At 46.9% G+C, this 12,637-nt stretch carries 13 protein-coding genes and 1 pseudogene; 12 read left to right on the top strand and 2 right to left on the bottom strand.

All coding sequences use genetic code 11. The features are described from left to right. A pseudogene (locus E0698_RS18145) lies at positions 1-501 on the bottom strand (transposase); the annotation flags it as partial. A 117-nt stretch (positions 502-618) separates the two neighbouring features. Here E0698_RS18145 and E0698_RS18140 point away from each other — a divergent pair. Further along, positions 619-1,869, top strand: coding sequence for an ISL3 family transposase (locus E0698_RS18140; protein ID WP_192512462.1), 1,251 nt, complete (start codon positions 619-621; stop codon positions 1,867-1,869). Between the two features lie 276 nt (positions 1,870-2,145). Then, positions 2,146-2,475: an antibiotic biosynthesis monooxygenase family protein gene (locus E0698_RS18135; RefSeq protein ID WP_192512461.1), complete on the top strand. Its 330-nt coding sequence runs from the start codon at positions 2,146-2,148 to the stop codon at positions 2,473-2,475. A 98-nt stretch (positions 2,476-2,573) separates the two neighbouring features. Here the strand turns inward: E0698_RS18135 and E0698_RS18130 are convergent, their stop codons facing one another. Next, positions 2,574-3,443, bottom strand: a complete 870-nt coding sequence (locus tag E0698_RS18130; RefSeq protein WP_192512460.1) for a DUF421 domain-containing protein — start codon at positions 3,441-3,443, stop codon at positions 2,574-2,576. A gap of 249 nt (positions 3,444-3,692) precedes the next feature. Here E0698_RS18130 and E0698_RS18125 point away from each other — a divergent pair, with 249 nt between their 5' ends. From E0698_RS18125 to E0698_RS18080, 10 genes are all read left to right on the top strand, one after another. Then, the gene (locus E0698_RS18125) at positions 3,693-3,962 is read left to right on the top strand and encodes a glutaredoxin family protein (RefSeq protein ID WP_044645553.1); all 270 of its coding nucleotides are present in this window, start codon (positions 3,693-3,695) and stop codon (positions 3,960-3,962) included. A gap of 143 nt (positions 3,963-4,105) precedes the next feature. Beyond that, positions 4,106-5,446 carry an LLM class flavin-dependent oxidoreductase gene (locus E0698_RS18120; RefSeq protein WP_192512459.1) on the top strand — a complete coding sequence of 447 codons (1,341 nt, stop codon included), beginning with the start codon at positions 4,106-4,108 and terminating at the stop codon, positions 5,444-5,446. Positions 5,447-5,464: 18 nt separating this feature from the next. Further along, a complete protein-coding gene (gene ssuE, locus E0698_RS18115) occupies positions 5,465-5,992 on the top strand; it encodes an NADPH-dependent FMN reductase (protein WP_192512458.1) in 528 nt (175 codons plus the stop codon). 110 nt (positions 5,993-6,102) lie between these two features. Then, positions 6,103-6,990: a LysR family transcriptional regulator gene (locus tag E0698_RS18110; protein ID WP_192512457.1), complete on the top strand. Its 888-nt coding sequence runs from the start codon at positions 6,103-6,105 to the stop codon at positions 6,988-6,990. Between the two features lie 181 nt (positions 6,991-7,171). Next, a complete protein-coding gene (locus tag E0698_RS18105) occupies positions 7,172-8,032 on the top strand; it encodes a transporter substrate-binding domain-containing protein (RefSeq protein ID WP_192512456.1) in 861 nt (286 codons plus the stop codon). Between the two features lie 77 nt (positions 8,033-8,109). Then, positions 8,110-8,889 (top strand): amino acid ABC transporter permease, encoded by a 780-nt coding sequence (locus E0698_RS18100; protein ID WP_192512455.1) that lies wholly within the window; start codon positions 8,110-8,112, stop codon positions 8,887-8,889. Then, positions 8,886-9,596 (top strand): amino acid ABC transporter permease, encoded by a 711-nt coding sequence (locus E0698_RS18095; RefSeq protein ID WP_023988356.1) that lies wholly within the window; start codon positions 8,886-8,888, stop codon positions 9,594-9,596. The genes E0698_RS18100 and E0698_RS18095 overlap by 4 nt, the downstream gene beginning before the upstream one ends. Then, complete coding sequence (locus tag E0698_RS18090; RefSeq protein ID WP_025722945.1) at positions 9,593-10,345, top strand: amino acid ABC transporter ATP-binding protein; 753 nt, start codon at positions 9,593-9,595, stop codon at positions 10,343-10,345. The genes E0698_RS18095 and E0698_RS18090 overlap by 4 nt, the downstream gene beginning before the upstream one ends. Positions 10,346-10,360: 15 nt before the next feature. Beyond that, positions 10,361-11,377 carry an LLM class flavin-dependent oxidoreductase gene (locus E0698_RS18085; protein ID WP_192512454.1) on the top strand — a complete coding sequence of 339 codons (1,017 nt, stop codon included), beginning with the start codon at positions 10,361-10,363 and terminating at the stop codon, positions 11,375-11,377. Positions 11,378-11,435: 58 nt separating this feature from the next. Beyond that, a complete protein-coding gene (locus tag E0698_RS18080; RefSeq protein WP_192512465.1) occupies positions 11,436-12,584 on the top strand; it encodes an amidohydrolase in 1,149 nt (382 codons plus the stop codon). The last annotated feature ends 53 nt before the right edge of the window (positions 12,585-12,637 follow it).

Below are 12,637 nucleotides of genomic sequence, written 5' to 3'. Positions count from 1 at the left end.
CACGCTTTACGGGGATGTATGTCGCATCGATATAGACGCAGACATAGTGCTTTTCCAAGGGGCGTTTCATAAAGGCATCGACATGCTGGGTCATCACTTTGGTCATGTTGGATACCGTTTGAGGCGTATAGTGATGACCATACATTTTCTCGATGAGGTCAGCGATTTCCATCATGGTGACGCCCTTTTGAAACAGGTGAATGACGAAGGATTCCAAGGTGTCGTTGGAACGTTTATACGGGGCTACAGTCTGCTGTTTAAACTCTCCATTCCGATCCCGAGGCATAGTGAGCTGCAAGTCGGAAGCGTACGGGTGTACGATCCGTTACGAGAGTTACCTGAATTCACGCCAGCACGGTCATATTTTTCATAATCTAGAAATGCCGTAAGCTCGGTTTCGAGCAGATGATTCATGGCAGACTCTAAATGGCTGCGAAATACTTCCGTAATATCCTGTTTTGTGACTAGAGCCTGAACTAAATCTGTTGTAAAATGATTCATAGGGAAGACCTCTCTCTGAATTGTTGTGCTTCCTCGCTGTAGTGAATGCCTAATGTCTGTTGAATAGAGGATTTGTCGATACTGCCTAGTAAATAACTTTAATAGGTGGTAATGACGATGTGGACCTCATTAAGTAGTAAAAATAACACAATTGCCGAAATGTTTAAGGTCGCTTTGGAGCTTGAAGAACCCTGGGAATTGACACATATTGAATATGACGACAAAAACGGAGCCTGGCATCTTTTCATTGACTTCGAGAGAGGAGCCCTGTTTTCCTGTCCATCGTGTGGGACTACCTGCAAAGCCTATGATGCGGAGAAGAAGCAATGGCGCCATCTGGATTTTTGGAACTGGAAAACCTATATGCATGCCCGTGTCCCTCGAACCAACTGCACGAACTGCAACAAGGTGACCCTTGTCCCTGTCAAGTGGTCACGACCCATGTCACACTTTACCCTGCAATTCGATGCTTGGGCCATGCGTCTCATGGCTGAGATGCCGGTGAATGCAGCCGCTCGAGAGCTCCGGGAACACGATACGCGGATGTGGCGAATTTTTCATCACTATGTTCATGTAGCCATGAATGAACTGAATCTGACCGGAGTGAAGCGAATTGCTGTAGACGAAACATCGTCACGCCGGGGGCACCGCTATATTACCTTATTTGTAGATGTAGATACCAAAACGGTACTGTTTGCAACGGAAGGAAAGAGCAAGGATACGCTAGATAAATTTAAGCAACATCTGATTCATAAAGGGGCTACAGCCACACAGATTCAAGAAATCTGCTGTGATATGTCGCCCGCCTTCATTCGAGGTATTCAGGAACAGTTCCCTACGGCTGAAATTACCTTTGATAAATTCCACGTCATGAAAATGGTGAATGAAGCCGTTGACGACGTTCGTAGAGAGGAACAAAAGCAAGCTCCTGAACTAAAACACAGCAGATATCTCTGGCTAAAAAACGCATCCGCTTTAAAGGAGAAACAGAAAGTGGAGTTGAGTAAGCTAAAGGACGGACATCTTCAAACCGGGACAGCTTATCGCTTAAAGCTATCTCTGCAGGAATTCTGGACACAACCTCATATTTTAGCGGACATCTATTTACGAGAATGGCTGGGTTGGGCCAGACGCTCCCAACTGAAACCTATGATGGAGCTATCTAAAACCTTGAAGCGACATGAAGAAGGCATTTTACGATGGTTTCACAGCCGGATGACGAACGGCTTGCTGGAAGGTATAAATGGGCTGATCCAAGCTGCTAAGAGAAAGGCACGGGGCTACCGTAATGTCCAAAACTTGATCGCAATGGTGTACATGACGGCGAATAAGCTTAGACTTCCAACGCTTGCAGCTCGTCGAGGGTAGTTCCCCTCCCCTTTTATACCAAGGGGTTAGAAGTCTATTAAAATAGTCCAACCTATGTTTCTACTCTAGCTGGCTTTACCCATCCAATAGAGCGAAGAGCCATTGTTGTGTGGTAACTCAATTCTACTAGAAAAGGTCTTCCTTTTTCTATTTACACAATATATTTTACGCTCTCTATTCATGTATCGTATCATATAAATTCATTTTTTTTATTTAATAATTATGATTATAATCAAATTAAAGAAAGATTACTTATTTTGTTCTTGGGAGGTACACATGGACTCAATTGCTAAAACTCCACAGCCGCCTTATTATGCGGCCATTTTTACTTCTGAACGTAACGAAGGAGATCGTGGATACGAAAAAATGGGTGCCAAAATGTTGGAATTAGCTGCTAAACAACCTGGTTTTTTAGGCGTGGAAAGTGTTCGTGACTCACAAGGAGTAGGCATCACCGTCTCATATTGGGAGTCCTTAGACGCTATCAGGAGTTGGAAGCATCATGAAACGCACCAAGTCGCACAGGAAAAAGGAAAAGCAGAATGGTATAAAAGCTACGGTCTTAGAGTATGTAAGGTAGAACGGGATTATTTTTTTGAAATGTAAAGTAAGGTAGTTATAAGTTTAAGGGAGCACCTTCATAGCCATTTTTGGCTTTGAAAATGCTCCCTTTTGGATGTTTCAGATCTTAAAATATGAGGTGCTCAGGAATTGGCAGAGTTGATCGGCTTCATATCCTGTATGGCTTCCTTCAGACTTTGGGAGCATTGCTCATACAGTTGTTTTCTTTGCTGTTCACTGGAGTCCGCCGCCAGCTTTTGCAATTCCGTCGTGCATTTTTCCAACAGCGTCAGCACGGCTTGATTAGAATCCTGTACCTTGGACATCTGCACATTATCGCTGTATTGGTCAATGTATAGCTCCCCTTGCGGGTTCAACTGGGCGAAAAATACGTCTTTGACCGTCAGGCTTTTTTCTTTCAGCTTTGCATCCAGCCATTGTTGAGTAATTCCCATGTACGCCATTTCCTGCTCCATGAGTTGTCCATCCATAATAATGGCTGTGGGTTCTTTCTCCGGTAGCTGCAGCATATTGAGATCCTTAAGCGTCACAGCCTGCTTGTCTTTGGCCAGCAGCACGTTGACCTCACCGCTGGTCTCCATAAGGGCAAATTCCACGTCAGCAACCTTGAATACATTTTTGCTCCGCAACTGCTCCATGAGTTCATCCAGTGTAAGTCGTTCCTTTTTCAGATTATCCTCTAAAATTTTTCCGTCTTTGACCAAAGTGGTCGTCTTTCCGTCGATAAAATCTCTGGCCTTCTTACTTTTAATTTGCAACAATTCAATGAAAAACGTTGTCAGGACCCATACTGCCATGGATACAGAGCCCAAATACCAAGCGGATTCTCGTTCCAGGGGAATGGAAGCAGCCAGGTTACCGATCGTAATTCCGGTTATATATTCGAACAAGGAAAGCTGAGATACCTGACGTTTCCCGAGAATTTTGGTAATTAAAAATAATATAGCGATAGCCATTAGCGTGCGTAAAGCAACCTCGGCCCATTCCTGCATATGCTCAACCTCATTTCATTCCGCCGCAAGTGCGCTGATATTCCAAGCATGTCCGCACCAAGGTTTGTTTAAACGCTGGGTCATCCAATTTTAGATAACCGTTTAAATCGTATTAAGATTTTCTATCGTTGCATTATCAATGTCTATTACGCAGGCGATTGACGGAAAAGGGTGAGCAGGATACATTATAAATATAATTCTTATTTAGTTCATCGGGATTATAAACATTAAGTTCACGGAGGTATGTATATGTCATCCAAACCCAAAGTTGTCTTGTGGAGTAAAACAGGTTGTCATTTTTGTGGAGAGATTAAATCATATCTGGAATCCCAAAATCAGCCTTATGAAAATATTCAGGTAGACGGAAATGATGCCCTGCGTGACGTGCTGGAGACAAAATATGGTGTTCGCTTTGTCCCTGTTGTTGAGGTAGGTGGGGATAACAAATATGAGGCACTGCTCAACCCGGATCTGGAAGAGCTGGGTAAAGTGCTGGAAAGTTACAGTCAGGCGGTATAAGCCAACGGGAAAAGGTCAGTAGCTACGCTGCCTATACAATACAAGCAGTGTAGACTGTCCTACAAAGATGTAGCAGCATAGCTGCCTTGAAAAAATGATTAGCCCTAGGATAACAATAATTTTCAAGAGAGGTGGAACAATTCATGGCGAAAGACAGACAAATCAAATTTGGTGCCATTATTCACGGTGTTGGAGGAAGCATGACGACTTGGCGTCACCCTGAAGTGCCTGCGGACGCGAGTGTTAATTTTGAATTTTATAAAACACAGGCGCAAAAGGCAGAGGAAGGCAAGTTTGACCTTGTTTTTATCGCAGACGGTCTGTTCATTAACGAAAAATCCATTCCCCACTTTCTGAACCGTTTTGAGCCGATTACGATTTTGTCCGCTTTGGCCGGGGTGACGAAGCATATCGGGCTGGTTGGCACGCTGTCGACTTCCTACAGCGAACCGTTTACGGTAGCACGTCAGTTTTCTTCTATTGACCATATTAGCGGTGGTCGTGCAGGCTGGAATGTAGTGACTTCCCCGCTGGAAGGCTCTGCTCTTAACTTTAACAAAGGCGAGCATCCATCGCATCCACAGCGTTACAAAATCGCGGAAGAATATTTGCAGGTAACCAAAGGACTGTGGGATTCGTGGGAAGAGGATGCGTTCGTTCGTGATAAGGAATCCGGCGTGTTCTTTGACCCTGAAAAGCTGCATACTCTGAACCATAAAGGCGAGTTTTTTTCTGTGCAGGGTCCGTTGAACATTGGACGATCCAAGCAGGGACAGCCGGTTATTTTCCAGGCAGGCTCCTCGGAAGATGGCAAAAATCTGGCCGCCAAGGAAGCGGATGCTGTTTTTACGGGACATGAAACGCTGGAGGAAGCGCAGCAGTTTTACCGTGATGTGAAGGAACGGGCGGTACGCTATGGCAGATCCGAAGAGGATATTGTCATCTTGCCGGGAATTTCACCGATTATCGGTAGCACGACGGAAGAAGCAGAGCGTAAGTATGAGGAGATTACCAATTTAGTGACGATTGAGGCTGCGTTAAAATTTTTGGGCCGTTTCTTCGATCATCATGATTTCTCACAATATCCGCTGGATGAGCCATTCCCTGAGCTTGATGGTATCGGCAGCAATTCTTTCCGTAGCGGCACCGATAAAATCAAACGGACAGCCAAAGAGCAAAATCTGACGTTGCGCGAGGTGGCATTACGTTCGGCAACGCCTAGAACCTCTTTTATCGGTACAGCTGAGCAGGTGGCAGATCGGGTGCAGGAGTGGTTTGAAAGAAAAGGAGCAGATGGATTCATTATCGGTTCTGATGTACCGTCGGGTCTGCATGATTTCGTAAATCTGGTTGTGCCTATTTTGCAGGAGCGCGGTATTTACCGTCAGGATTATGAATTTAGCACATTGCGTGAAAACCTGGGTGTATCTATTCCTGAGAACCGCTACACAGCAGCTAAATCCAAAGTGAAGGTAGACGCATAACAAGAAGGAGGGAAAAGCATGTCCAAGGTTGTCATCCTATCAGGCAGTCCATCTACACAATCCCGTCTATACGGCTTAATTAACTATACGACCAAGCAATTGCAGCAGGCCGGAGTGGAGGTCACATTGCTGAATGTGGCCGATTTGCCAGCCGAGGATCTGGTGAGGGCTAACTTTAACAGTCCCGATATTACAGTAGCACTTGCGTTGATTGCAGCAGCAGACGCCATTATCGTGGCTTCTCCCGTGTATAAAGCCGCCTATTCCGGCTTGTTGAAGATATTTTTGGATTTGGTGCCGCAGGAGGGGCTACGAGGTAAGCCCGTACTTCCTTTATTTATCGGAGGCACGCTGGCTCACCTGCTGGTCATTGATTACGCTTTGAAGCCAGTGCTTAACGCGTTGGGAGGAAGACATATTCTCGGCGGTGTGTATGCGGTAGATCAGTGGGTTGAACGGTTGCCGGATGGAGCATATGGGCTGTCGGAGGAACTGGTTTCACGGCTGGATCGCTCTGTTAAAGAGCTGACGGAGCTATTGAAGTAATAAATATTTTCAATTTTTACATTGACAGGGCGTTCAGTGAGTTTTATGATACAAAAAACCAAGTTAACGTATTGGATAAATGTATTTAAAACTCACTGGGGGACTTGTGTATGAATATCGAGAATATGGAAGCCTTTGTATACGTGAATCATTATGGCAGTTTTAACAAGGCGGCAGAAGCGTTGTTCTTGTCACAGCCCTCTGTCACAGCTCGGATTCAGACGCTGGAGCGCGAACTGGAATGCAAGCTGTTCGACCGCCAAAGCAAGCAAACCATTTTGACGGAGGATGGACGAAAGTTTCTTCCTTATGCCGAGCAAATGCTGCAAGTGCTGCAACGGGGCAAGCAAAAGCTTCAACAGCGTAAAAAATCCCCTCAGCAAGTTCGGATTGGCTGCACGATATCGGTGTCGAACTATATCATTCCTGAGATATTAAGGCAACTCCGCGCTCGTTATCCGGAGATTAACTACAAAATTGTAACAGCTACGACGGATCAATTGGTACATAAGCTGTTGAACCGTGAGGTAGACATTAGTTTTGTCCGTAAAGTGATGCATCCGGCCATTCGTACGCTTGCTTTTTATGAAGATCCCATTTCCCTGTATGTATATGACGGTCATCCGTTTATGAAGACAGGAAAGGCCAGCATACAGGATATTCAGCATGAAACGCTGGTATTTTTTGAATGCGGGTCATTGGACTGGATGAGGATTCATCGGTCTTTTGAATCGCTGGAGCAGCCACCGGATATTGCCTTTCAGGTAGATAATGTGGTTACAGCCAAAAAGCTGGTGCTGGAAGAAGCGGGCATCGCCTTTTTGCCGGACGTTTGTGTGAACCGTGAGCTGAAGGATAAGAAGCTGTTCCGCATCCATGTGCCAGAGGTAGCCGGGGTGTCCATGCAGATCAGCATTGTGGCGACCAAAGAAGACTGCGCGGTAAGCTCGGATTTTGCAGATGCACTGACAGAAGGCTTCCGGGGTGCTGTTTTGTAAACCGTTTTTTGCAAATGGATGAAATGTTCTATTGCCTGGTGGATTGACGTAAATGAGCGCAGGTGTTAAATTAGTCACATCCTAAAACCAATTAAACTCATAGGAATTATTATTTATTTAATGTGGCAGCTACCATGTATGTCGCAAACTGCTGATATACAAAGAGACGAGGGGGATTCATATGAAAAAGTGGTTTGCAATGTTATCCGTTATGGCGATTATTCTGGTGTTGGCAGGCTGCGGTTCCTCTGATAATGCGTCTAACGCGTCTGGCGCGTCCGGTTCAAACGGTGACGTGAAAAAAATTATTGTAGGTACAGGCACTCAATTTAAAAATGTATGCTTTATTGATGAAAACGGAAATTTAACAGGCTTTGATGTTGAGCTGATTAAGGAGCTGGACAAGCGCCTGCCTCAATACGAATTTGAATTCAAAACGATGGACTTCGGCAATTTGCTGCTGAGTCTGGATGCCGGTAAAATTGATCTGGTATCGCATCAAATGGAAAAAAACCCGGAGCGTGAAGCGAAGTATCTGTTCAACAAAAATCCGTACAGCATTTTCCTGAACAGAGTCGCTGTAGCGAAGGATAACAATACGATTCACTCGATTGATGATCTGAAAGGCAAAAAGATACTCACCAGCCCGACGAGTAATGCGGCATATGTGTTGAAGGAATACAACAAAACACACGGGGATGCCCTGAACATTGTCTATACAAGCGGTGCAGCCAATGATACAGTGCAACAAATTACGAGCGGCCGTATAGATGCTACCATTACGACAGACTTTGCGAACCGTTTTAACACCGATGAAAAAGGAGAAGTAGCTCTGAAGACCGTTGGTGATCCTTTGACTCAATCGGATGTACTGTATGTACTGAACAAAAATGAGCAAGGATTGGCGGATGACCTGGACAAAGCCATTCAGGAAGTGAAGGACGACGGTACACTGTCGAAGCTGAGCATCAAATGGCTCGGAGAAGATTTCACGAAGTCTCTGGAAGATGTGAAAAAAGAAGGCACAATCAGCAAGAAGTAGCGATAAGCTTGAATATTTCAGCGGTCAGGGTACCCCGTGTATTCTGACCGCTGATGTATAGGAAAGGAGGCAGGCATATGAGCAGAGAGTTTAATATCGATTATGTTTTTAGCTTTATTCCGAAAATGCTGTCTTATTTACACATCACGTTGTTTATTGTGGCAAGCTCGCTATTGTTAGGATTAATCATCGGCCTGTTGGTTGCGCTGCCTCGTATGTATAATATTCCTTTTCTCAAACGTGTCTCTCAGGTGTATGTTTCATTTTTTCGTGGAACACCTATTCTGATCCAGCTCTTTCTGGTATATTACGGCTTGCCTGAGCTGCTGAAGCTGGTGAATATCAATTCCTCCAGATGGGATGTGTTGTGGTTTGCCGTAGCGACCTACGCGCTCAATAGTGGAGCCTTTATTTCCGAAATTATCAGGTCAGGAGTAGAGGCAGTAGATCGAGGACAAATCGAGGCTGCGCAGTCCGTCGGCATGTCAGGCTATCAGACCTTCACACGTATCATAATGCCACAAGCGCTGGCTGTGGTGGTTCCGGTATTTTCCAATCTGGTGATTGGCAATCTGAAGGATACTTCGCTGGCATTTACGATCGGAGCGATGGAGATGACAGGGAAATCACAGACATTAGGGTCGGCTACCCAGCATTTTGTTGAAACCTATATCGCGTTATCCCTTATCTATCTGGTGATCAGTCTGATTTTACAAAAATTGTTCAAGGTGCTGGAAAATACGCTTCTCCGGCATGAGCATTGGGATGCAGTACAGAAAGAACCCGAAAAACGAAAAAGTTTTGTGGTGCGCTACCTGAGAAGTCCTCGTCTTAGTAAAGGAGGTAAAGGCATATGAGTCTGGATTTTGGATTTATATATACTGCCTTTTTAGGGTTGTTCTCCGCGCTGCCCAACACTTTAATTATTACGGTGGTTTCCGTACTGGCAGGGTTGGTCATCGGTATTATAACGGCACTGGCGCGAATCTATAAGGTTCCTGTGTTGTCCCAAATTTCTCACGGTTACGTTACCTTTATCCGTGGCACACCGATGCTGATGCATTTGCTGCTTATTTATTTCAGTTTGCCTTTGTTGATTGATGCGGGAGCGAAGCATTTCGGCTGGCCTCTGCATTCCAAAGATGTTCCTTATATGGTATTTGCACTCATTTCGTTTTCCATTACCAGTGGCGCGTATATGTCTGAGGTCGTCCGTTCTGGAATCCAATCGGTCAACAAGGGGCAAATCGAGGCGGCTTATGCCGTTGGTATGACGACGTGGCAAGTGCTGAGACGGATTGTATTTCCGCAGGCGTTCGTGGTGAGTTTGCCAAACCTGACGAATTCCGTTATTGGGATGCTTCATGGCTCTACCTTGGCCTTCACGGTTTCGGTCACAGAAATCCAGGCACAGGCTGAAATTCTAGCATCTACCAACTGGAAATATTTAGAGGTATATATCGCGGCTGCACTGCTATTTTGGGGCTTGACGGTATTAATTGAGCGAATATCCGGCTTGGTGGAGAAAAAAATCAATGTGTTTAATGGAGGTCGAGCATCATGATCCGTCTGCAAAATATAACGAAGTCGTTCGGCAAACATGAAGTGCTCAAAGGCATTGATTTGACCGTGAACAAAGGCGAGGTCGTCGTTATTTTAGGCCCGAGCGGTTCAGGAAAAACGACTCTGCTACGCTGCATTAATTATCTGGAAAAGCCGAATGATGGGGAAGTCAGCATTGGCGATTTTACAGTGAACTGCAAGCGACCTGCGAAGAAGGATGTTTTGGCTCTACGTCAAAAAACGGCTATGGTTTTCCAGCAATACAATTTGTTCAAGCATAAAACAGCGCTGGAAAATGTCATGGAGGGACTTGTCGTTGTCCGCAAGGTCAAGCAGGAGGAAGCGAAAAAAATTAGCATTGAAGTGCTGGAAAAGGTCGGTCTGGGTGAAAAGCTGAACCATTATCCAAGCCAGCTATCCGGCGGGCAGCAGCAGCGTGTCGGCATAGCGCGTGCTTTGGCGCTGAACCCGGAAGTGATTTTGTTCGATGAGCCGACTTCGGCGCTGGACCCTGAATTGGTGGGTGAGGTGCTGTCGGTGATCCGCAAGATTGCGAAGGAAGGCATTACAATGATTGTCGTTACACATGAAATGGGCTTTGCGCGCGATGTTTCAAATCATGTGGTATTTATGGATGGCGGTCATATTATCGAGGAAGGCACACCGGACGACATTTTTAACCACCCCAAAGAGGAACGCACTAAACAATTCCTGAAACGGATTACACCGGAATATAACTATTCAATTTAGACGGGAGAGGGAGACATGAGTATTAAAATCGGAGTATTGGATCAAAGCCCTATACACGAGGGGGAAACAGCAGCGCAGGCCCTTCGTAATACGATTAAGCTAGCACAGCGTGTAGAGGAATTGGGGTTTACGCGCTTCTGGGTATCAGAGCATCACGATTCCGAGCAGGTTGCGGGCTCTTCGCCAGAGGTACTCATTTCCCATTTGCTGGCACGCACTGAGCGTATTAAAGTCGGTTCTGGTGGAGTGATGCTTCAGCATTACAGCCCTTATAAAGTAGCTGAAAACTTTAATGTGCTGTCCTCTCTTGCACCGGGTCGCGTAGATTTGGGAATCGGACGCGCGCCGGGCGGGTTGCCGAAATCCACACAGGCGTTACAACGAAACGTTCATGACGCGCCTTCTCTCGAAGAAAAAATTGATGAAGTAAGTCGCTATATTCATAATATTCCGTCCGAAGAGGGACCGCTAGCAGGGCTACAGGCGAATCCGATTCCAGAAACACCAGCGGATATTTACGTTTTGGGTACAAGTACAGACAGTGCTGGAATTGCTGCGCGTTTGGGGTTGCCCTATGTTTTCTCGCAATTTATCAACAGTAACGAACAGGTTGCACTGGATGCATTCCGCACGTATCGGGAGTCCTTTGACTATAGTCATGGACGTGAGCCGAAGGCTCTTTTTGCGCTTGCGGTCATCGTAGCGGATACTTCCGAGGAAGCTGCGGAGTTGGCAGGTGAGCACAAGCTGTACAAAATTCATTTGGCCAGCGGCAAAACGGCTACGGTGGGCACGCTGGGAAGTGCAGAGGAGTTCGGTAAGCAATCGGGTGAAGAATATACGATTGAAGTTACACAAGCGCAAATTAACAAGGGAAATAAAGAGGAAATCTATGCTACTTTGACGGAAATTCAAGCTAAATATCAGGCTGATGAGCTGATCGTAACGACAGGAATACGGGATATCGGAAAGCGCGTCCGCTCATTTGAGCTGTTGCATGAAGCTTTTGCTGGTCTGCCTGTACAGTCCTAGGTGTTGTTGGCTTGAGAAAGTTGTAACCATTTTGGATTTATACGAAGGAGGAATAGGGATGAGTGGATCAACCGGGACGAAGGAGCAGGTTTTGGAGCAGAAGTTGGTAAACATTCGTCGCCATCTTCACCAGAATCCCGAGCTGTCTAACGAGGAGGTTGAAACTACCGCCTATATCCGTCGTCTGCTGGAAGAACAGAACATAACCATTCTGGATGTGCCGTTGCGCACCGGACTGGTGGCGGAAATCGGCGGGCAGCAGGAGGGGCCGATTGTGGCGCTTCGCGCGGATATTGATGCGTTGCCGATTCAGGAGGAGACGGGCTTGCCCTATGCTTCACTGCATCCGGGCAAGATGCATGCCTGTGGGCATGATTTTCATACGGCATCCCTCTTCGGAGCTGCCGTATTGTTAAAAGAGCGGGAGCAGGAGCTGAAAGGCACGGTTCGCCTTGTGTTTCAGCCAGCAGAGGAAAAGGCTAAGGGCGCAGCCCAAGTGCTGGACAGCGGTGTGCTGGCAGATGTGCAGGCTATATTCGGCCTGCATAACAAGCCGGACCTGCCTGTAGGCACGGTCGGCATTAAGGAAGGCCCGCTGATGGCGGCGGCAGACGGCTTTTACATCGAGGTAGAGGGCCTGAGCACGCATGCGGCTGTGCCGCAAGCAGGGATTGACCCCATCGTCGTGTCGTCGCACATCATCACGGCGCTGCAATCCATTGTGAGCCGGAGCGTCAACCCGCTGGACAGCGCGGTGATTAGCGTGACGAAGCTGCACAGCGGCAACGCCTGGAACATCATTCCGGACCGTGCCCATCTGGACGGCACGATCCGGACGTTCGATGAGAACGTGCGCGCACAGGTGGCTGAACGCTTCGAGCAGGTCGTAAAGGGCGTCGCCGATGCTTTTGGCACAAAAGCGAACATTCGCTGGATCGAGGGCCCGCCCCCCGTGCTGAATGACGGCAAGCTGGCCGTCCTCGCGGAGCAAGCGGCCCAAGCAGCCGGTCTGGAGGTTGTTCGTCCCGTGCCTTCCTCGGCGAGCGAGGATTTCGGGCTTTACCAGAAGAGCATCCCCGGTGTGTTCGTCTTTGTCGGCACTTCGGGGAGTCAGGAATGGCATCATCCAGCCTTCGATCTGGACGAACGCGCGTTGCCGGGAACCGCGAAGCTGCTGGCTTCACTGGCAGAATCGGTATTGGTATAAATAGAGTAAGGCAGGACGTGAGTCTACTCTTTCAATGCTAGGCCCCTTCTTGT

The sequence above is a fragment of the Paenibacillus sp. 23TSA30-6 genome (genome assembly GCF_014858585.1).
Lineage (GTDB): Bacteria > Bacillota > Bacilli > Paenibacillales > Paenibacillaceae > Paenibacillus.
The sequence above is the reverse complement of the archived record's forward strand: the minus strand, read 5'-3'. Positions and strand labels throughout refer to the sequence as shown.